The sequence below is a fragment of the Nocardiopsis sp. iso_238 genome, from assembly GCF_056173325.1.
This window is the reverse complement of sequence record NZ_CM149668.1, coordinates 1,203,169-1,222,769: the sequence shown is the minus strand read 5'-3', so window position 1 is coordinate 1,222,769 and position 19,601 is coordinate 1,203,169. Positions and strand designations below refer to the sequence as shown.

18 protein-coding genes are annotated in these 19,601 nt (G+C 71.1%); 12 read left to right on the top strand and 6 right to left on the bottom strand.

Features of this window, described 5'->3' with window-relative positions; all coding sequences use genetic code 11:
• Nucleotides 1-164 precede the first annotated feature (164 nt).
• Entirely contained in the window at nt 165-1,451 is a 1,287-nt protein-coding gene (locus tag AC0VYL_RS05495) for an aspartate aminotransferase family protein (RefSeq protein ID WP_475459896.1), read from the top strand.
• A 26-nt stretch (nt 1,452-1,477) separates the two neighbouring features.
• A complete protein-coding gene (locus AC0VYL_RS05490) occupies nt 1,478-2,986 on the top strand; it encodes a CoA-acylating methylmalonate-semialdehyde dehydrogenase (protein ID WP_475482494.1) in 1,509 nt (502 codons plus the stop codon).
• Nucleotides 2,987-3,238: 252 nt separating this feature from the next.
• On the opposite strand, the gene AC0VYL_RS05485 is transcribed toward AC0VYL_RS05490, so the two are convergent.
• The 3 genes from AC0VYL_RS05485 to AC0VYL_RS05475 form a co-directional block, all read right to left on the bottom strand.
• A complete protein-coding gene (locus tag AC0VYL_RS05485) occupies nt 3,239-3,481 on the bottom strand; it encodes a hypothetical protein (protein WP_475462953.1) in 243 nt (80 codons plus the stop codon).
• A 240-nt stretch (nt 3,482-3,721) separates the two neighbouring features.
• Nucleotides 3,722-4,534 carry a carbon-nitrogen hydrolase family protein gene (locus AC0VYL_RS05480; RefSeq protein ID WP_475482493.1) on the bottom strand — a complete coding sequence of 271 codons (813 nt, stop codon included), beginning with the start codon at nt 4,532-4,534 and terminating at the stop codon, nt 3,722-3,724.
• Between the two features lie 332 nt (nt 4,535-4,866).
• Entirely contained in the window at nt 4,867-5,262 is a 396-nt protein-coding gene (locus AC0VYL_RS05475) for a DUF4333 domain-containing protein (RefSeq protein ID WP_475482492.1), read from the bottom strand.
• Nucleotides 5,263-5,403: 141 nt separating this feature from the next.
• Between AC0VYL_RS05475 and AC0VYL_RS05470 the strand changes: the two genes are divergently transcribed.
• The 3 genes from AC0VYL_RS05470 (at nt 5,404) to AC0VYL_RS05460 (ending at nt 8,306) form a co-directional block, all read left to right on the top strand.
• Complete coding sequence (locus AC0VYL_RS05470; RefSeq protein ID WP_475483474.1) at nt 5,404-6,222, top strand: alpha/beta hydrolase; 819 nt, start codon at nt 5,404-5,406, stop codon at nt 6,220-6,222.
• Nucleotides 6,223-6,314: 92 nt separating this feature from the next.
• A complete protein-coding gene (locus AC0VYL_RS05465) occupies nt 6,315-7,688 on the top strand; it encodes an amidohydrolase family protein (RefSeq protein WP_475459883.1) in 1,374 nt (457 codons plus the stop codon).
• 3 nt (nt 7,689-7,691) lie between these two features.
• Complete coding sequence (locus AC0VYL_RS05460) at nt 7,692-8,306, top strand: TetR/AcrR family transcriptional regulator (RefSeq protein WP_475482491.1); 615 nt, start codon at nt 7,692-7,694, stop codon at nt 8,304-8,306.
• 14 nt (nt 8,307-8,320) lie between these two features.
• Here AC0VYL_RS05460 and AC0VYL_RS05455 read toward each other — a convergent pair whose 3' ends face one another.
• A complete protein-coding gene (locus tag AC0VYL_RS05455; protein ID WP_475482490.1) occupies nt 8,321-8,791 on the bottom strand; it encodes a hypothetical protein in 471 nt (156 codons plus the stop codon).
• 6 nt (nt 8,792-8,797) lie between these two features.
• On the bottom strand, nt 8,798-9,895 hold the full coding sequence (rlmN, locus tag AC0VYL_RS05450) for a dual-specificity RNA methyltransferase RlmN (protein ID WP_475459876.1): 1,098 nt from the start codon (nt 9,893-9,895) through the stop codon (nt 8,798-8,800).
• Nucleotides 9,896-10,108: 213 nt separating this feature from the next.
• On the opposite strand from rlmN, the gene AC0VYL_RS05445 reads away from it, so the two are divergent.
• Both AC0VYL_RS05445 and AC0VYL_RS05440 read left to right on the top strand, forming a co-directional pair.
• The gene (locus tag AC0VYL_RS05445; RefSeq protein ID WP_475482489.1) at nt 10,109-11,197 is read left to right on the top strand and encodes a suppressor of fused domain protein; all 1,089 of its coding nucleotides are present in this window, start codon (nt 10,109-10,111) and stop codon (nt 11,195-11,197) included.
• 105 nt (nt 11,198-11,302) lie between these two features.
• Nucleotides 11,303-12,526 (top strand): MFS transporter, encoded by a 1,224-nt coding sequence (locus tag AC0VYL_RS05440; RefSeq protein WP_475459871.1) that lies wholly within the window; start codon nt 11,303-11,305, stop codon nt 12,524-12,526.
• Here the strand turns inward: AC0VYL_RS05440 and AC0VYL_RS05435 are convergent.
• Nucleotides 12,512-12,907, bottom strand: a complete 396-nt coding sequence (locus AC0VYL_RS05435; protein WP_475459868.1) for a BlaI/MecI/CopY family transcriptional regulator — start codon at nt 12,905-12,907, stop codon at nt 12,512-12,514. The two genes, AC0VYL_RS05440 and AC0VYL_RS05435, sit on opposite strands and share 15 nt — an antisense overlap.
• Nucleotides 12,908-13,447: 540 nt before the next feature.
• On the opposite strand from AC0VYL_RS05435, the gene AC0VYL_RS05430 reads away from it, so the two are divergent.
• From AC0VYL_RS05430 to AC0VYL_RS05410, 5 genes are all read left to right on the top strand, one after another.
• The gene (locus AC0VYL_RS05430) at nt 13,448-17,077 is read left to right on the top strand and encodes a multifunctional oxoglutarate decarboxylase/oxoglutarate dehydrogenase thiamine pyrophosphate-binding subunit/dihydrolipoyllysine-residue succinyltransferase subunit (RefSeq protein ID WP_475459866.1); all 3,630 of its coding nucleotides are present in this window, start codon (nt 13,448-13,450) and stop codon (nt 17,075-17,077) included.
• Nucleotides 17,078-17,087: 10 nt separating this feature from the next.
• Nucleotides 17,088-17,267, top strand: a complete 180-nt coding sequence (locus AC0VYL_RS05425; protein ID WP_378743195.1) for a DUF6104 family protein — start codon at nt 17,088-17,090, stop codon at nt 17,265-17,267.
• A gap of 192 nt (nt 17,268-17,459) precedes the next feature.
• The gene (locus AC0VYL_RS05420; protein WP_475482488.1) at nt 17,460-18,317 is read left to right on the top strand and encodes a DUF4097 family beta strand repeat-containing protein; all 858 of its coding nucleotides are present in this window, start codon (nt 17,460-17,462) and stop codon (nt 18,315-18,317) included.
• Complete coding sequence (locus AC0VYL_RS05415; protein WP_475482487.1) at nt 18,314-19,276, top strand: PadR family transcriptional regulator; 963 nt, start codon at nt 18,314-18,316, stop codon at nt 19,274-19,276. The genes AC0VYL_RS05420 and AC0VYL_RS05415 overlap by 4 nt, the downstream gene beginning before the upstream one ends.
• Before the next feature lie 94 nt (nt 19,277-19,370).
• On the top strand, nt 19,371-19,550 hold the full coding sequence (locus AC0VYL_RS05410) for a hypothetical protein (RefSeq protein WP_475482486.1): 180 nt from the start codon (nt 19,371-19,373) through the stop codon (nt 19,548-19,550).
• The last annotated feature ends 51 nt before the right edge of the window (nt 19,551-19,601 follow it).

The window sequence follows — 19,601 nt, the reverse complement described above, 5'->3', positions numbered from 1 at the left end:
CTGTCAGATTCGAGGGCGTTTCGCTTTACACCGTGCTGAGCCGCCCCCACCCGTGAGCACCGGAGGGACGACCCGACGGATGCTTTACATGTTGTAAAGCCGACCAGCATGTTGTCAACATGGTGATTCTGGCCAAGCCCCCCGGCGCTGGGGAGACTGGGGGCATGTCGGAACTCCTTGCGCGCCACCGCGCGGTCATGCCCTCCTGGTTGCCCCTGTACTACGAGTCCCCGCTGGAGATCGTGAGCGGAAAGGGCGCCCGTGTCACGGACGCCGAAGGCCGCACCTACCTCGACTTCTTCACCGGCATCGTGACCAACATGCTCGGCTACGACGTCGCGGAGGTCCGCGAGGCCGTGGAACGCCAGCTCGCCAAGGGCGTCGTCCACACCTCCACCCTCTACCTCATCCGCTCCCAGGTGGAGCTGGCGGAGCGGATCGCCGGGCTCTCCGGCATCCCCGACGCCAAGGTCTTCTTCACCAACTCCGGCACCGAGGCCAACGAGACCGCCCTGCTGCTGGCCACGCACGCGCGCGGCAGCGACGAGGTCCTGGCCATGCGCGGCAGCTACCACGGGCGCTCCTTCGGCACCGTCGCGGTCACCGGGAACCGCGCCTGGAAGAACTCCTCGCTCTCCCCCCTCAACGTGCACTACCTGCACGGCACCGACCACGCCTCCCCCGCGTTCCGGAGCCTCGACGAGCAGGAGTACATCGACGTCTGCGTGGCCGACCTGCGCGAGGTCCTGGACACCGCCGCGCCCAACGTGGCGTGCCTGATCGCGGAGCCGGTCCAGGGCGTGGGCGGGTTCGCGATGCCCCCGGACGGCCTGTACGCGGCCTACAAGGAGGTCCTCGACGAGCACGGCATCCTCTTCGTCTCCGACGAGGTGCAGACCGGGTGGGGCCGGACCGGGACCAGCTTCTTCGGGATCGGCAACCACGGGGTCACCCCGGACGCCATGACCTTCGCCAAGGGGCTCGGCAACGGCTTCGCGGTGGGCGGCGTGGTGGCGCGCGGCGACCTCATGGACGGCCTGACGGCGCTGGGCGTGGCCACCTTCGGCGGCAACCCGGTGTCCATGGCGGCGGCCGGGGCCACCCTCGACTACGTGCTGGAGAACGACCTCCAGGGCAACGCGCTCCGCCAGGGGGCCACCGTCGTCGAGGGCCTGCGCGCGCTGCGCGAGCTCGACTGCGTGCGGGACGTGCGCGGCAAGGGCCTGATGTTCGCGATCGAGATGGCCGACCCCGCCACCGGTGCTCCGTCCTCCCCGCTGGCCGGGAAGGTGCTGGAGGCCGCCCGTGAGCGCGGGCTGCTGGTGGGCAAGGGCGGCGTGCACGGCAACGTGCTGCGCATGGCCCCGCCGCTGACCCTGTCGACCGAGGAGGCCGCCGAGGGCCGCGACATCCTGCTGGACGCCGTCCGCGCCGTCGCGGACCAGGCCTGAAGCCCGCCCCACCAGGAAGAGGAAGCATGAGCAAGCACGTCACCCACTGGATCGGCGGCGGCGCCCACGAGGGGCCCGCCGCGCGGACCGGCGACATCTACAACCCGGCGTCCGGCGCGGTCACCGGAACGGTGGCCCTGGCCGGGGCCGAGGAGGTCGCCATCGCCGTGGCGGCGGCGAAGGCGGCCTTCCCCGGATGGCGGGACACCTCGCTGTCCAGGCGGGTCCAGGTCCTGTTCCGGTTCCGGGAGCTGCTGCGCGCCAACAGCGACCGGCTGGCGGCGGCCGTCAGCTCCGAGCACGGCAAGGTCTTCTCCGACGCCCAGGGGGAGGTGGCCCGGGGACTGGAGGTCGTGGACTTCGCCTGCGGCATCCCCCACCTGCTCAAGGGCGGGTACTCCGAGAACGTGTCCACCGGGGTGGACGCCTACTCGATCCTCCAGCCGCTGGGCGTGGTCAGCGGCATCACGCCGTTCAACTTCCCGGCGATGGTCCCGATGTGGATGTTCCCGGTGGCGATCGCCTGCGGCAACACGTTCGTGCTCAAGCCGAGCGAGAAGGACCCGTCCGCGTCCCTGATCCTGGCCGAGCTGTGGGCCGAGGCCGGACTGCCCGACGGCGTCTTCAACGTGGTGCACGGGGACAGGGTCGCCGTGGACGCGATCCTGGAGCACCCCGACGTGGCGGCGGTGAGCTTCGTGGGCTCCACCCCGATCGCCCGGTACGTGTACCGCAACGCCGCCGAGCACGGCAAGCGCGTCCAGGCCCTGGGCGGCGCCAAGAACCACATGGTGGTGCTGCCCGACGCGGACCTCGACCTGGCGGCGGACTCGGCGGTCTCGGCTGGCTTCGGTTCGGCGGGCGAGCGCTGCATGGCCATCTCGGCGGTGGCCGTGGTGGACGCGGTCGCGGACGACCTGCTGGAGCGTATCCGGGAGCGCGTCTCCCGGCTGCGGGTCGGCCCCGGGGACGACGACCGCAGTGAGATGGGTCCGCTGGTCACCCGGGAGCACCGCGACAAGGTGGCCTCCTACCTGGAGTCGGGGGTCCGTGAGGGGGCGACCCTGGCGGTCGACGGCCGGGTCCACCCGGTGCTGGGCGGGGAGGCGGACGGCTTCTGGCTGGGCCCCTCGGTCCTCGACCACGTCGACCCCGGGATGTCCTGCTACCGCGAGGAGATCTTCGGCCCGGTGCTGAGCGTGGTCCGCGTGCGCGACTACGACGAGGCGGTGCGGCTGGTCAACGGCAACCCGTACGGCAACGGGACGGCGATCTTCACCAACGACGGCGGGGCCGCGCGGCGGTTCCAGAACGAGATCGAGGTGGGGATGGTGGGTATCAACGTGCCCATCCCGGTGCCCATGGCGTACTACTCCTTCGGCGGCTGGAAGCAGTCCCTGTTCGGCGACTCGCACGCGCACGGCACCGAGGGAGTCCACTTCTACACCCGGACGAAGGCGGTCACGGCCCGGTGGACCGACCCGGGACAGCGCCCCGAGGGCGGCGTCGACCTGGGGTTCCCGACCAACGGCTAGCACGGGACCCGTCGAAATAGTGGACGGATGTCTCTCACTGACGGTCTACGGCGGGCCACACGGAGTATCGTGGTTCACCGGCGCCCTTCACCGGGCGCGACCGCGCGCCGAGCGCGCCACGAGAGACCATCCTGGATAGACGCGCTCAATTCCCCTCCTCCCCATGGAAGCGGGTGCGTCAACGGAAGCGCTCCGGGTCCTCAAGACTCCCCCTGGACCCGGAGCGCGACCGTGTTCACCGGCCTTCATCGCCTAGCGTGCCGCGATCAGCGACCCGCCCGCGGAGACCGGCTGGTGACCGATGATCCCCGCGCACTCGTCGCATCCGTACACGTGGCTGCCGTCCGGCAGTTCGCCCAGGACCCGGCGGGGCCGGGGCCACTTGACGTGGCAGACGACGCAGGCATCCCCCATGCACTGCGCTCCGCTGAGCCAGCTCGGGTCGTAGACGTGGATCTCGGATGCGGCGTCGGGCCTCGTGTCCCGTTCGCACATCGTGCTCATTCCGCGCAATGTCCTTGCTCCCCCCGTGGTTTAGGACAGTCTGGCGGGCCGATAGTTACCGGCTCTTAATTGAATCAGAAGCTCTCGGCACCTGGAAGGGTCCGGACCGATCTAAATCACTCCGTGCAGGGAGATCATAACCCTAAGTGACGAACCCTGGGAAGACCCCAGTTCATTGAGGATCTTTCCTACGAAGAACCGGATATGTCCCGTCCCGTGCGGGGCTGGGACTCAGTCCTGGTCGTGCGGAACCACCGAGAATCGGCGCAGGGACAGCGCCGGGTTCGTGACACGGACCGCTTCCACACGCGCGGCCGAAACCTCCGCCGAGGCCACCTCGAAGGTCTGCTCCCCCAGGGATGCCAGCGCGGTCCCCATCGGGTCGACCACCACGCTGTTGCCCGCGCCGGTCGGCGCGGACTGCCCGGAGGCGGCCACGTACACCGTGTTCTCGATGGCGCGGGCCCGGGCGAGGGTGCGCCAGTGGTCCTCCTTCAGCGGCCCCGGAACCCACTGCGCCGCCAGCAGCACCACGTCCGCCCCGGCGTCGGCGATCCGCCGGGTCACCTCCGGGAAGCGCAGGTCGTAACAGGTCTGGAGGCCGAAGACCACGTCGTCGACGGTGAAGGTCTCCGGGTCGTCGATCGGCCCGGGGGCGACCACGTCCGACTCGCTCGCGCCGAAGGCGTCGTAGAGGTGGACCTTGCGGTAGAGCGCGACCCGCTTCCCCTCGGGCGAGAGAGCGACGAGCGTGTTCGTGAAGTGGGTGGCACCCTCTCCCCCGGACTCGTTCACTCCCAGCACCAGGTACACGCCCTCCCGACGGGCGGTGTCGGCGGCGTCGTCCAGGAACGGCCCGTCCAGGGGTTCGGCGGCCTCCACGAACCGGTGGTCGGTGCACGGAGCGGTGAACATCGTGTACTCGGGGAACAGGACCACGCGCGCGCCCCGGGCGGCGGCGCGAGCGGTCAGCTCCGCGACCGACCGCTGGTTCTCGGCCTTGTCCTGCCCCGGCGCGAACTGGGCGACCGCGACCTGCACCATCGAACTTCCCCCCTCGTGACCTGGGACCCGAACCCGCGAACGGCCCCGAACGTGCCCCGAGTGTACGCCCGGGCCCCACACGCCCCTCGCCCCGCGACGAGCACGTGCACGTACACGTGCACGTGCACGGCCTGTGCCTTCGCGCTCCCGCCCCGTCCGCCGCCGGTCGGGTTCGACACCGCGGCGCTCCCCCTCCACCTCGGGGCGGTGCCGCCCGCCGGGGGCTGGGGCCGCTGGGGTTCCGCGACCTGGCGAGCGTCCGAGCCCCGGCCCGGGGGGCCGCCCGGTGCGCCGCTCGGCGTCTCGGGCGGCCCTCCCGGGCCCTGTGGGTGCTACTCGTCGACCAGGACGTCCCAGTTGACGTCACCGCCGTCGACCGAGGTCACGGTGAGGGTCACACCGAGCGTCTGTCCCCCGTGGGTGAGTTCGCAACGCATCTCCGCGCCCTCCTCGGCCGGGAGGTCCCCGGGGCAACTGAAGTCGTCCGGCGCCTGGCCGACCTGCTCGGCCAGCCGATCGCTCGACTGGCGCTCGACCTCCGCGACGTCCACGGCGGCGGCGGTGTCGCCCCCGGTGCTCTCCTCGCCGTTCGCGGCGTCCGAGGCGTCCGAGGCGTCGCCGCCCAGAGGCTCGGTGTCCCCGATGCTCCACTCGAAGGAACATCCGGTGGCCAGGAGCAACGCTCCCAGCGCCGTTCCGACGACGATCCCACTGCGTCCGGCCCGCATGGCGGCCTCCCTGCTGTTCGGTGATCAGGCACAGGAACAGACGCCGCCCACCGCGCTCCGGTTCCACGGCGGACCGTCCGGTATCAGCCACGGTGAACGGGTACTCCACGCGACAGGGCACCAACCCCGGGAGGAACCTTGGTGAGACCGGTCCTGATCGTGACGGCCGTGACGGCACTGGTGCTGGTGGTGCTGTTGGGATTTCTGTGGGCCATGCAGCGATCCGTGATCTACCTCCCCTCCCACGACGAACCCCCCGCCGCCGGGTCCGTGATCGAGGGTGCCGAGGACGTCCGGCTGCGCACCGGGGACGGGCTCGAACTGGGCGGCTGGTTCGTACCCCCGACCGCCGGGGACCGGGAGGCGGCCGTGCTGGTGACCAACGGCAACGCGGGCGACCGACGGTCCCGTGCACCGCTGGCACGCGCGTTGGCCGCCGAGGGGTTCTCCGTGCTGCTCTTCGACTACCGGGGGTACGGGGGCAACCCGGGCTCCCCCAGCGAGAAGGGTCTCGCCGCCGACGCGCGTGCCGCCGCCGACCACCTCTCCCAGCGCGGCTTCGACGCGGACCGCACCGTGTACTTCGGGGAGAGCCTGGGCGCGGCCGTGGCCGCCGACCTGGCCGAACAGCGCCCACCGGCGGCGCTCCTCCTGCGCTCGCCCTTCAGCTCCCTGGCCGACCTGGGCCGTCACCACTACCCGGTGGTGCCCGTGCGGGCGCTGTTGCGGGACGAGTTCCCGGTCGCGGAACGGGTCGCGGGGGTCGAACGGCCCACCACCGTGGTCGTCGGTGACGCCGACGCCGTCGTACCGCCCGAACAGAGCCACGAGGTGGCCGGGGCCAGCGCGGACCTGTTCGAGGAGGTCGTCCTGCCGGGAGCGGGCCACAACGACCCGAGGACGATCCACGGTCCCGAGGTCGTCTCGGCCGTCACCCGCCTCGCCGACCACGCCCTCTGAGCGGATCCGGCCCCGCCCTCTCTTCGGTCCCGCACGATCGCTAACATAAACAGATCAGTCGGTCTATTAATGTACGAGACTCGGGGCGGTCGATGGGCGAAGAAGCGGACGGAACGGCGGAGCGGGGTTCGACCGGCGGCGGGAGGAGCACGAGGCGAAGGGTCCTGCGCGGACTGCTGGTCCTGGGCGGCCTGGGCCTCCTCGCCGGGACCGGGGGTGTGGGCCACTACCTCGCCACCATGTACCGCCCCCGGGCGGAACCACAGCGAGGTCACCTCGCGCTGACCGGGGCCACGGTCCTCACCGGAGTGGAACTGGAACCGCGTGAGAGCACGACGGTACTGGTCTCCGACGGCGTCATCGCCGGGATCGCGGACGACGGCGACCTCGAACTCCCGGCGGGCACCGAGATCGTGGACCTCGGCGGGCACACGTTGTTGCCCGGCCTGATCGACCTCCACGTGCACCTCGGCTTTCCGCAGCAGGATCCCGGGGAGGAGCTGGGGACGGCCGACATGCCGGGGGTGGTCTACGAGATGGCGCGCTACGCCCCGTCCGCCCGGCGCGCCCTGATCGACCACGGTGTGACGACGGTGCGCGGGCTGGGTGACGACCACGTCTGGATCACGGAGATGCGCCGGATGCTCCGCAGGGGCGAACTGGAGGGCCCTCGGCTCTTCACCTCGGGTCCCCTGTTCACCACCCCGGGCGGCCACCCGGTGGTGACCTTCGGTGTGGAGCCGGACTCCGGCACGGTCCGCCTCCCGGCCACCCCGGAGGAGGCCCGGAGCGCCGTACGCGAGCTCGCCTCCGGCGCGGACCCCGTGGACCTCATCAAGGTCGTGCAGGAGAGCGGGGAACCCGGGCGCCGGGAGTTGGACCCGATCCCCTTCGAGATCCTCGAAGCCGTCGTCACCGAGGCCCACGAACACGGCCTGCCCGTGACCGCGCACTGGGGCGCCGAAGCCGACCTGGCCGACGCCCTGGCCGCCGGGGTGGACGGGCTCGAACACCTGGAGGCCCGCGGTGTCCTCGACGGCTGGCCCGAGGAGCTGCTGGCCGAGCTGGTCGAGCGCGACATCCCCGTCACGCCGACCCTGGCCGTGACCGAGGTGGGCGGTGACCACGAGGTGCACCGTCGGCTCAGGGAGCGCGCGGGCGAGCTGCACGCCGCGGGCGGCCGGATCGTGGCCGGAAGCGACGCGGCCGTGCCCGGTGTCGGCTTCGGTGACGGTCTGCACCGTGAACTGGAACTGCTGTCGGAGAGCGGTATGGGCCCGCACGCGGCGCTCAGGGCCGCGACCAGCGAGGCCGCGCGGGTGCTGCGCACCGACGAGGTCGGCGCCGTCGAGGTGGGCCGCGCGGCCGACCTGCTCGCCGTGGCCGGTGACCCACTGGCCGACATCTCGGCGATCCGCGACGTGGCCGCGGTCTACCGTGACGGCCGCCGAGTGGTAGGGAGATAGGTCATGCGCAAGGTCGATCCCGCCCAGTACCGGGCCAAACGCCGTCACATCATGCACGCCGCCGCTCCGCTGTTCGCCACCCAGGGCCTGGACGGTACCTCCACCGCCCAGATCCGTGCGGCCGCCGGGATCAGCTCGGGCACGCTGTTCCACTACTTCCCCAGCAAACGCGCGATCCTGATCGCCCTCCTGACCGACGAGGGAGGCGACGACGCCGAGCGGATCGCCGTCGCTCGCGACCACGCGGACCCCGGATCCGCCCTCCTCGACCTGGTGGAACACCTCGCGGCTCCGGCGGCGAACCCCGTGGCCGCCGGGCTGGTGTTGGAGGCGCTGCGCCAGGCCCCGCGCGTTCCCGAGCTGGCCGAGGCGCTGGAGGCCGACAACAGCGCCGAGTTCGACGCCCTGACCCGCCTGGTGTCCCGGGCGACCCGGGAGGGCGGGGCCGATCCCGCCCTGGACGCGGAGGCCACCGCGGGCTGGATCCAGACGCTGGTCGGCGCGCTGTTCCTGCGCGCGGCCACCGAGACCGGGTTCGACGCCGACACGCACCTGCGTGACCTGCGGCTGATGCTGGCCCGGTTGGTGGGTCTCACCGATCCCCGAGCCGGGGGCTGAGGTCCCGCCGGGGTTCAGGGCAGGAAGGACATCGCCCAGGCCGGGGCCAGGACCAGGATCAGGAAGCGCGCGAACCGGGTGGCGAAGGTGACCGCGCAGAACAGCACGAGGTTCATGCGCAGCACCCCGGCGAGGACCGAGACCACCATGAACGGCGGGACGCTGGCGAAGGAGCTCAGGGCGAGCAGGCCCGCCCCCCAGACGGGGCGTTCCTCCGCCCGGGCCCGCCAGCGGGACACCCGCTCCGTCCACCGGCCGGGGGTGGCGGCGCGGCGCCGCAGCCACGGCGTGGAGATCGTCCCGTACCCCACGTAGTAGTACGGGATCTTGCCGAGGGTCTGGCCCAGCGCGGCGGCCAGGGCCATCGGCACGAGGGCGCCGTCGTCCACGAGGGCGACGGCGCCCAGCAGGTACAGCTCGATGTTGATGAGCGGGACCAGCCCGGCCGCGGTGGCCACCGCGAAGGCCAGGGCGGTCTCGACCACGTCGGTCTACTTCTCGGCGGCGGCGAGCTGCCCGCAGGCCCCGTCGATCTCCTGGCCGCGGGTGTCGCGGACGGTCACCGAGACTCCGTGGGACTGGAGGCGCCGGACGAACTCGCGCTCGTCCTCGGGGCGCGAGGCGGTCCACTTCGACCCCGGGGTGGGGTTGAGCGGGATGAGGTTGACGTGCACCAGGTGGCCCTTGAGGAGCTTGCCGAGGAGGTCGGCCCGCCAGGCCTGGTCGTTGATGTCCTTGATCAGCGCGTACTCGATGGACACGCGGCGGCCGGTGGTCCCGGCGTAGCGCCAGGCGGCGTCGAGGACCTCGTCGACCTTCCAGCGGGTGTTGATCGGCACCAGCTCGTCGCGGAGCTCGTCGTCGGGGGCGTGCAGGGAGATCGCCAGGCGGACCTGCATCCTCTCGTCGATGAGCTTGTTGATCGCCGGGACCAGGCCCACCGTCGAGACGGTGACGCCGCGCTGGGAGATGCCCATCCCGTTGGGGACCGGGTCGGTGATCTGGCGGACGGTCTGGAGCACCCGCTTGTAGTTGGCCATGGGCTCGCCCATGCCCATGAACACGATGTTGCTGATCCGTCCCGGGCCGCCCGCGACCTCGCCGCGCGCCAGGTCGCGGGCGCTCGCCACGACCTGGTCGACGATCTCGCCGGTGGACAGGTTACGGGTGAGACCCGCCTGGCCGGTGGCGCAGAAGGGGCAGTTCATGCCGCACCCGGCCTGGGAGGAGATGCACAGGGTGACGCGGTCCGGGTAGCGCATGAGCACCGACTCGAACATCACCCCGTCGAAGGCCTTCCACAGGGTCTTGCGGGTCATCCCGTTGTCACAGGTGATGTGCCGGACGGGGGTGAGCAGGGTGGGCAGCAGCGCCTCACCGAGCCGTTCCCGGGAGGACTCGGGGAGGTCGGTCATCTTCGCGGTGTCCGACTCCAGCCCGCCGTAGTAGTGCTTGGCGATCTGCTTGGCCCGGAAGGGCTTCTCGCCCAGCTCCCTGACGACCTCCAGCCGCTCTTCGGGGCTGAGGTCGGCCAGGTGCCGGGGCGGCTTGGCGCGGCGGGGTGCGACGAATGTGAGCTCGGCGGGCATAAGGATCCGTAAGGAGTGGAGTCGGTGGTCTGCGCCCGGTGCGGGAGGGAGGTGGCGGCACGGGTCGTTATACGACCTATACGCGACTGCGGTGCTGCTCCGACTGTCAGGGCACTACCGTCGATTCTACTTAGCTCGTGGACAGGCCGGGCGGCTCCGCCCGCTTCCGGCGGACACGACGACATGACAGCCCGTCGGCGCGTGGGAGGGCCGGTGACCGAGATCGACGTCCTGCTGGACGAGATCAGTCCCTACCAGAGCCGCCGCGTCGTCGTCGAGTGCGACTCCCACACCACGGCCGCGTACCTGCTCGACGCCCGTGAGCGGATCCGGGTACCGGTGTGGCTGGCCAACCACGAGGCGGCCCCCCGCGAGAGCGCGTCGGGCGGCCTCCACCGGGGTCAGGCACCGCTCATGCCGGAGGGCCACACCAAGCACCCGCAGGGGCGTCCGCGCTTCGACCCGGCCACGCTGCGCGCGGTGTGGTTCGAGGAGGGCGACGGGGTGGCCCTGGTGGACGAGGAGGGTCTGCTCGCGGTGATCCCGGGCTGGGCGGAGGCCGACAGCGGCCTGCCCGGCTACGCGCGCGAGGCGATCGGGCGCAGCGCCTACGCCTGGGAACTGGACTCGGTGCGCGACCAGCTGTGGCCGCGCGTGGTGCACGCCGAGGCCTACTGGGACTGGCGGCGCGCCTCCGGGGCGTGGCGCAGCGTGCAGCGGACCGTCCTGAGCCACCTGAACCGCAGGGTGGGCGAGCCCGGCCACTACTGGGACGTGTCCGACGGGCACCCGCCGCTGCTGCGGGTCTCGGAGCGGCCGCCCTCGCGCGACCGGCCCTTCACGGTGCTCTCCACGGTGGGGATGTGCGGGCAGCGGATGCCCACCCTGGACCGGTACATGGCCGACACCTCGAACCACGCCCGGGTGGAGCTGGCCCTGGCCACGACCCTGCCCGCGCACCACGCGGCCCGGATCTTCCGGTGGATCGGGGCCTTCCCCTGGCGTGCGGTCACGTGGTTCGGGACCGGGCACACCATCAAGTGGCTGGACAACCCCGAGGACCGCTCCATGCGCGGCGGCGCGGGCGCGGTCCTGCTCCTGGAGGACCCGACCCCGTTGGTGACCGATCCCACCCGGGTCCCGCCGGACACCTCCGGGCTGTCCTTCCAGGGCGACCCCGTGCGGTGGCTGTGGATCGTGCCGATCACCCGCCCCGAACACCTCTTCGCGAAGGAGCACGACAGCGCCACCCTGGTGGAGAAGCTGGCGGCCGAGGGCCGGAGCTGGGTCCTCGGCCGCTGAGCGGTCGGCCGCCGGAAAACCGGTTGACCCGCGTCCGGCCTTCGGAGAGGGTGCCCCGGTCGACACGGTGACCGGAGGGTGGGCTCTGATGGAGCGGGGGCACGGATGACCGCGCCGAGGGGATCGGGGCCCGGAGTCACGGCACCGCTGGCCCACGCGCCCTTCCGCGTCCTGGTGACCGGCCGGGTGCTGATGCTCTTCGGCAACGGCATGGCGCACGTGGCCCTGGCCTTCGCCGTCCTCGACGTGACCGGCTCCCTGGCCCAGGTGGGGCTCGTGGTGGGCGCCCGGTCCGTGGCCAACGTGGCACTCCTGCTGTTCGGCGGGGTCCTCGCGGACCGGCTGCCGCGCACCCTGGTGATCCAGGGCGCCTGCCTCCTGGCGGCGCTCTCCCAGGCGGTCCTGGCGCTGTCCCTGCTCAGCGGTGCGGCCACCCTCTGGCTGATGGTCGCGCTGGGCGTGCTCAACGGGGCCGCTGCCGCCGCCAACCTGCCCGCGATCGCGGCGCTGACCCCGCAGACCGTCCCGGCGTCGCTGCTGCGCCAGGCCAACGCGGTGGCCGGCGTCGCCAAGCAGCTGGGCATGTTCGCCGGGATGTCGGCGGGCGGGGTCCTGGTGGGCCTGGTCGGTCCGGGTTGGGCGATCGGTGTGGACGCGCTGCTGTTCGCCACCGCCGGGGTGGTCTTCCTGTTCCTGCGGGTGCCGTCCACGTCGGCGCGGAGCCGCGGGGTGCTGCGCGACCTGCTGGACGGGTGGAGCGAGTTCGTGGCGCGGCCGTGGGTGTGGATCATCGTGCTGCAGTTCATGGTGGTCAACGCCGGGTGGTCGTCGGTCACGGCGGTGTTGGGGCCGGGGATCGCGGACGACACGTTCGGACGGACCACGTGGGGCCTGCTCATGGCCGCCAACAGTCTGGGGCTGCTGGTCGGCGGGGTGCTCGCGGCGCGCTGGCAGCCGCGGCGGGCGCTGTTCTACGGCACGGCGCTGGTCACGCTCCAGACGCTGCCGTTCCTCGTCCTGGCCGGGCCCTCTCCGCTGGTCCCGCTGCTGTTCGCCGCGATGTTCGCGGGCGGGGTGGCGGTGGAGCAGTTCACCGTGGCCTGGGAGGTGTCGTTGCAGGAGAACGTCCCGCCCGAGCGGCTCTCCCGCGTGTACTCCTACGACGCCCTGGGGTCGTTCGTGGCGATGCCCGTGGGGCAGATCGCCATCGGGCCGGTGGCGGAGGCCATCGGCCCGGAACGGTCCCTGCTGATCGTGGCGGGGCTGACGCTGGCGGCGACGTTCGCGGCGGTCGCCACCCCGAGCGTGCGTTCCCTACGCCGTCGGTGAGGCGCGGGTGCGGCCCGGTCCGCGCCGGTCGCGCACCTGCCGGAAGACGTGGTGCAGCCGGGCCATCTCCTCGTCACTGAAGCGCTCCACGAAGCGCAGCAGGGTCGCGCCGGGGTCGGGCCCGGTCTCCAGGACCTCCCCCATCACGCGGGCCGTGTACTCGGCGTGGGTCTCCCGGGCCCAGTAGACCCAGGCCCGGCCGTCCTTCTCACGGTCCACCAGCCCCTTGTGGAAGAGGATGTTGGCGACCGTCATGACGGTCGTGTAGGCGACCTCGCGGTCGTAGACCATGTGTTCCCGGACCCCGCGCACGGAGAGCGGGCCCTCCGAGCTCCACAGGGCTCCCATGATGGCCGCCTCCAGTTCTCCGAGTCCCTTCACGGTCCTCCCCACCCGACATGTCGCGTTCGTAGGCCGATCGTAGGCACGGGCGGCTCCGCCATGGGGGAGAACGGGGAAGAGCGCGCAGATCCGAACACCCCCGCCGCCGGTCACCGGCGTTTCACCGTCGGACGCGGTCCGGTGGCCGTCGGTTGCTGTCCGGTGGCCCTGCTCACGGCCACCGGCGGGAAACGTGGTGCGCACCACAGGGCGCCTGGCCGGAGACGGTCACAGGAATGCGCACCGAAAACCCCGACAAACAGGAGCAAACGCTCCATGTTGACCACGCAACGCAAAGTGACCGGCACGTAGCGACAAGGTTCGTGTGAAAGATTGTTAGGTATCTCCCAGTTTCAACTACACCGATGTTCCCGTCAGGGAGGTCGGTACAAGTAGCCTTGTACCCGACGAGTGCTGGCCAGGACAGATTCTTCCCTGCGAAGGGGAGCGACTCCGTGCTTCTTCGAGCCCGCCTTGCCAGCAGCCACCCGTCTTTCCTAATCATTCACAAGCGAGCTGCGGAAGTGGGCGATCTCCGCCGTGTCGTCTGAGGCGTCTCAACCCCTGACAGATTTCGGCCCGAACGAGTGGCTGGTCGAGGAGCTTTACCAGAAGTACCTCACCGACCCGAATTCGGTTGACAAGGCTTGGTGGAACTTCTTCGCGGACTACAAGCCCGCGGACTCGGCCAACGGGAAGGGTGGGGGCACTGCGACCGCAAAGGCGCAGACCGAGAAGGCCCCCTCCGCACCCGCGCCGAAGAAGAAGGCCACTGCGGCCCCTGCACCCAAGAACACCAACGATGCTCTCCAGGTCAACGAGGAGCGGCTGCGTGGCGCACCCGCCCGCACCGCGACCAACATGGAGTCGAGCCTGACCCTGCCCACCGCGACGAGCGTGCGCGCGGTGCCGGTCAAGCTGCTGTTCGACAACCGCATCGTCATCAACAACCATCTCCGGCGCGGCCGCGGTGGGAAGGTCTCCTTCACCCACCTCATCGGCTACGCCATGGTCAAGGCCCTCAAGGCCCTGCCCGAGATGAACCACTCCTACACGGAGATCGACGGCAAGCCCGGCGTCGCCAAGCCCGAACACGTGAACTTCGGCCTGGCGATCGACCTGCAGAAGCCCGACGGCTCCCGTCAGCTGGTCGTGCCCTCCATCAAGAAGTCCGACGAGATGGACTTCAACGAGTTCTGGAGCGGCTACGAGGACCTGGTCCGCAAGGCCCGCAACAACAAGCTGGGCGTTCCGGACTTCCAGGGCACCACGATCAGCCTGACCAACCCGGGCGGCATCGGCACCGTGCACTCCGTGCCGCGCCTGATGCCCGGGCAGGGCACCATCCTCGGTGTCGGGGCCATGGAGTACCCGGCCGAGTTCCAGGGCGCCTCCCAGGACACCCTGAGCGAGCTCGGCATCAGCAAGGTCATGACGCTCACCTCGACGTACGACCACCGGATCATCCAGGGCGCCCAGTCGGGCGAGTTCCTGCGGCGCATCCACCAGCTGCTGCTGGGCGAGGACGGTTTCTACGACGAGATCTTCAACTCGCTGCGGATCCCGTACGAGCCGGTCCGCTGGGTCCAGGACATCCACGTCAACAAGGCGACCCAGCTCGACAAGACCACCCGGGTCCAGGAGCTGATCCACGCCTACCGCGTGCGCGGCCACCTCATGGCCGACACCAACCCGCTCGACCACGAGCAGCGCAAGCACCCGGACCTGGACGTGCTGGAGCACGGCCTGACCCTCTGGGACCTGGACCGCGAGTTCCCCACCGGGGGCTTCGGCGGCAAGCAGGTCATGAAGCTGCGCGACGTGCTGGGCGTGCTGCGCGACACCTACTGCCGCACGGTGGGTATCGAGTACATGCACATCCAGAGCCCGGAGGAGCGGGAGTGGATCCAGTCGCACATCGAGCGCGAGCACGAGAAGCTCGACCGTGACGAGCAGCTGCACATCCTGCACCGGCTCAACAGCGCCGAGGCGTTCGAGACCTTCCTCCAGACCAAGTACGTCGGTCAGAAGCGCTTCTCCCTGGAGGGCGGCGAGTCGCTGATCCCGCTGCTGGACGGCGTGATCTCCAAGGCCGCCAAGGCCGAGCTGGACGAGGCCGTCATCGGCATGGCCCACCGCGGCCGTCTGAACGTCCTCGCCAACATCTGCGGCAAGTCCTACGGGCAGATCTTCGGTGAGTTCGAGGGCAACCTCGACCCGCGCAGCGCGCACGGCTCCGGTGACGTGAAGTACCACCTGGGCACCGCGGGCACCTTCCAGACCCGCGAGGGCGAGTCGATCCAGATCTCGCTGGCCGCCAACCCGTCCCACCTGGAGACGGTCAACCCGGTCGCCGAGGGCATCGTCCGCGCCAAGCAGGACGTGCTGGACAAGGGCCCGCACGGCTTCACCGTGCTGCCGATCCTCATCCACGGTGACGCGGCCTTCGCCGGTCAGGGCGTGGTGGCCGAGACGCTGAACCTGTCCCAGCTGCGGGGTTACCGCACCGGTGGCACGGTCCACGTCATCGTCAACAACCAGGTCGGCTTCACCACCTCGCCGACCGACAGCCGCTCCAGCGTGTACGCCACCGACGTCGCGCGGATGGTCCAGGCGCCGATCTTCCACGTCAACGGGGACGACCCCGAGGCCGTGGTCCGGGTCGCGCACCTGGCCTTCGCCTACCGTCAGGCGTTCAACAAGGACGTTGTCATCGACCTCGTCTGCTACCGCCGCCGCGGTCACAACGAGACCGACAACCCCGCGTTCACGCAGCCGCTGATGTACGACGTCATCGACGCCAAGCGCTCCACCCGCAAGCTGTTCACCGAGTCCCTCATCGGGCGCGGCGACATCACGGTGGAGGAGGCCGAGCAGGCCCTGCGCGACTACCAGTCCGAGCTGGAGCGGGCCTTCACCGAGACCCGCGAGGTCGAGAAGAAGCCGATCGAGCCGGGCGCCGTGGTGAAGCCCGAGGTGTTCACCGAGGCGCGTCTGGACCACTCCAAGGTCGAGACCGCCATCAGCACCGAGACGGTCAAGCGGGTCATCGACACCCAGGTGTCGATGCCCGAGGGCTTCACGCCGCACCCGCGGCTGGCGCCCCAGCTGACCCGTCGCGCCACGATGGTCGAGACCGACACCATCGACTGGGCCACCGGTGAGCTGCTGGCCTTCGGCTCGCTGCTGCTGGACGACCACCCGGTCCGCCTGATCGGCCAGGACAGCCGTCGCGGCACCTTCGGTCAGCGCCACGCCTCGCTCATGAACCGCGACACCGGCGAGACCTACACGCCGCTGAAGCAGTTCGACAACGGCACCACGAAGTTCCTCGTGCACGACTCGCTGCTGAGCGAGTACGCGGCGCTGGGCTTCGAGTACGGCTACTCCCTGACCCGGCCGGACGCGCTGGTCATGTGGGAGGCGCAGTTCGGTGACTTCGTCAACGGCGCGCAGACCGTCATCGACGAGTACATCAGCGCGGGCGAGCAGAAGTGGGGCCAGCGCTCCAGCGTCACCATGCTGCTGCCGCACGGCTACGAGGGCCAGGGCCCGGACCACTCCTCGGCCCGCATCGAGCGGTTCCTGCAGCAGTGCGCGCAGGAGAACATGACCGTCGCGATGCCGAGCACCCCGGCGAGCTACTTCCACCTGCTGCGCTGGCAGGCGAAGTCGCCGTTCGAGCGTCCGCTCGTGGTGTTCACGCCCAAGTCGCTGCTGCGCCTGAAGGCCGCGACCTCGGCCGCCGACGACTTCACGTCGGGCCACTTCCAGCCGCTGATCGGGGACGACTCGATCTCGGCGGACAAGGTCCGTCGCGTGGTCATCTGCTCGGGCAAGATCTACTACGACCTGGACGCGGCCCGCCGCAAGAGCGGTGACAAGCACACCGCCATCATCCGGGCGGAGCGGCTCTACCCGCTGCCGATCGAGGAGATCCGCGAGCAGCTCAAGGCCTACCCGAACGCGGGCGAGGTCCTGTGGGTCCAGGAGGAGCCCGCGAACATGGGTCCGTGGCCCTTCGTCGCGCTGGTCTTCTCCGAGCAGCTCGACCGCCCGTTCACCCGGATCTCGCGTCCGGCCTCCTCCGCGCCCGCGGCCGGTTCGGCCAAGCGCCACGAGGCCGAGCAGCGTGCCCTGGTGGACACGGTGTTCCCGCCCGCGGAATAGGACCGGTTCCATGTACTACACCGATCGCGGGATCGAGGAGTTGGAGAACCGCCGCGGCGAGGAGGAGGTCAGCTTCGCCTGGCTCGCCGAGCAGCTGCGGGTGTTCACCGACGTCAACCCCGAGTTCGAGACCCCCGTCGAACGACTGGCCACCTGGTTGGCCCGGTTGGACGACGAGGACGAGGAGTAGTCACGCGGAGCCGCCGTGAGCGGCGTCATCCGGCCGAGGGGCCCGGGTCTTCACCGACCCGGGCCCCTCGGCCGTTCCCGTACCCGACCCCGAGCCGTCCCTGACACGACCCTGAAATCCGCGACATATCTTGAGTTCGGCCGACTCGCGACATATCGTGAAGTCATCGAGAGCGAGCGGAAGGGATCCACGATGGCACGTTGGTCCATCGACAGTCCGACGACCCACACCCTGGACGGCATCGTCGCCCTCAAGGTGCGGATCGTCAGCGGACAGGTCAACATCATCCCGACGGACGACCCGGTCACCTTCGAGATCTCCGAGATCGAGGGCGAGCCCCTGGAGGTCACCCAGGAGGCGGGCATCCTCACCATCCACTACCAGGACCTCACCGGTCAGGGGCTGCTGGACCGGCTCAAGCCCATCCAGCTGGGCCGCTACCGCAACATCGCCTCCCGGCGCGCCACGGTCGACCTCCGGGTCCCCCGTGACTGCCCGGTCGAGGTCACCACGGCCGGGGCCCCGGTGGTCGTGGCCGGACTGACCTCCCGAACCCGCGTGCGTACCGCCACGGGCGAGGTCACCCTGGACAACGTCTCCGGGGAGACCGAGGTCAACACGGCCTCCGCGAACGCCTCCGTGCGCGCGCCCGGCGGCACCCTCTCCTTCAACAGCGCCAGCGGACAGCTCGCCGTGGCCGGCGGCCGCCTGGCCGAGCTGCGCGCCAAGACCGCCTCGGGCCACGTGCTCGTGGACACGGACCTGGCGGCCTCCGCCCGGGTCCGGGTGACCACGGTCTCCGGCGAGGTGGCCCTGCGGGTGTCCTCGGAGAGCTCGGCCTCGGTGGAGCTGCGCGCCGTCACCGGCAAGGTGGACTCGGACTTCGGTCTGGACCGGCGCAGCGCCCCGGCCCGCACCGCCCTGACCGGCAAGATCGGTGTGGGCGTCGACCCCGCCTCCATCAGTGTCAACACCGTGTCCGGGCGGACCGCGCTGCTGCGGCGCGCGCCCGAGGCCCCGGCCGCGATCCCCGAGGGGGCCTCCGAATGAGCACCGTCTTCGGCCACGGCAGACTCCGGCTCTACCTGCTCAAGCTGCTGGACGAGAGCCCGCGCCACGGCTACGAGATCATCAGCCTGCTCCGGGACCGCTTCCTGGGCGTGTACTCGCCCTCGCCCGGCACCATCTACCCCCGGCTCGCGAGGCTGGAGGAGGAGGGGCTGGTCACGCACACCGAGGAGGGCGGCCGCAAGGTCTACAGCCTCACCGACAAGGGCCGCGAGGAGCTGCGGGCGCGCGAGAGCGACCTGGACGACCTGGAGAAGGAGATCACCGACTCGGTCCGCGACATCGCCCGCGCCGTGAAGCAGGACGTCCGCGAGACCATCAGCTCGCTGCGCGACGAACTCAAGTTCGCCTCGGGTGAGGGGCGCCGTGAGGGGTCCGGCGCCGGGGACCGCGAGGGGTCCGAGGACGGGGACCGGGACCGGGACCGGGACCGCGACCGCGACCGCGACCGCGGCGACAACGGTATGTGGGCCCGCGAGTGGGAGCGGTTCGCCCAGGGGTTCGGCGCCTTCGGCGCGGCCTGGGGCGGTCGCGGCGAGTCCGAGGGCTCGGACCGCTCGGACCGCTCGGAGCGCTCCGACTCCGGCGACGGTCCGGGACCCGGTGGGGAGGACCGCTCCGAGTTCGAGCACGCCCTGCGCGACTTCTCGGTGAAGGTCCGCGACATGGTGCGCGGCGCCGGCCAGGTGGGCGAGTCCGCCAGCAACGACCTGCGCCGCATCCTCGACGACACCGTCGAGGTGATCCGCCGCGACATGGGCCGCTGGGGGCCGCCCGACCGCGAGGAGGGCCCCGCGTCCTCCGATGACTCCGGGACCGCTGAGCGCCCCGAGCCCCGGACCGAACCCGAACCGGAGGCCCCGGACGCCCGACCGATGCCGCCGTCCGGCGGGGACCCCTGGTCCACCGCCACCGGCGAGGACGACCAGAAGAAGGACTGACCGAGGACCGGCCCGGGCACGGGGCCCGGAGGACCGCGCGGGGGCGTGGTCCTCCGGGCCCCTCCGTGCACGCGGTCGGCGGAGGAGGGGAACCGTGTGGGTTCCGTACACGATCGAGCAGGACGAGGTCGGGGTCTGGTGCGCGCGCGCCGTGCTCCGCGCGGGGGTCACCGCCCACGGCGAGGGGGACACCCCGGACGCCGCGCTCGCTGACCTGCGCGCGGCCTTCAGCCTGCTCACCGAGGAGTTCGGCTCCCCCGCCGAGCTGCTGTGAGGACCCCTGGCGCTCACACGAGGGCCAGGGCCACCAGCAGGACGAGCCCGG

Excerpts from the sequence above, each read along its gene's own strand:
- AC0VYL_RS05440 (WP_475459871.1), top strand. The coding sequence starts at position 11,303 with ATGACCGCGCCGAGGGGATCGGGGCCCGGAGTCACGGCACCGCTGGCC.
- AC0VYL_RS05480 (WP_475482493.1), bottom strand. The coding sequence starts at position 4,534 with ATGGTGCAGGTCGCGGTCGCCCAGTTCGCGCCGGGGCAGGACAAGGCC.
- AC0VYL_RS05495 (WP_475459896.1), top strand. The coding sequence starts at position 165 with ATGTCGGAACTCCTTGCGCGCCACCGCGCGGTCATGCCCTCCTGGTTG.
- AC0VYL_RS05425 (WP_378743195.1), top strand. The coding sequence starts at position 17,088 with ATGTACTACACCGATCGCGGGATCGAGGAGTTGGAGAACCGCCGCGGC.
- AC0VYL_RS05485 (WP_475462953.1), bottom strand. The coding sequence starts at position 3,481 with ATGTGCGAACGGGACACGAGGCCCGACGCCGCATCCGAGATCCACGTC.
- AC0VYL_RS05460 (WP_475482491.1), top strand. The coding sequence starts at position 7,692 with ATGCGCAAGGTCGATCCCGCCCAGTACCGGGCCAAACGCCGTCACATC.
- AC0VYL_RS05420 (WP_475482488.1), top strand. The coding sequence starts at position 17,460 with ATGGCACGTTGGTCCATCGACAGTCCGACGACCCACACCCTGGACGGC.
- AC0VYL_RS05490 (WP_475482494.1), top strand. The coding sequence starts at position 1,478 with ATGAGCAAGCACGTCACCCACTGGATCGGCGGCGGCGCCCACGAGGGG.
- AC0VYL_RS05465 (WP_475459883.1), top strand. The coding sequence starts at position 6,315 with ATGGGCGAAGAAGCGGACGGAACGGCGGAGCGGGGTTCGACCGGCGGC.
- AC0VYL_RS05415 (WP_475482487.1), top strand. The coding sequence starts at position 18,314 with ATGAGCACCGTCTTCGGCCACGGCAGACTCCGGCTCTACCTGCTCAAG.
- rlmN (WP_475459876.1), bottom strand. The coding sequence starts at position 9,895 with ATGCCCGCCGAGCTCACATTCGTCGCACCCCGCCGCGCCAAGCCGCCC.
- AC0VYL_RS05475 (WP_475482492.1), bottom strand. The coding sequence starts at position 5,262 with ATGCGGGCCGGACGCAGTGGGATCGTCGTCGGAACGGCGCTGGGAGCG.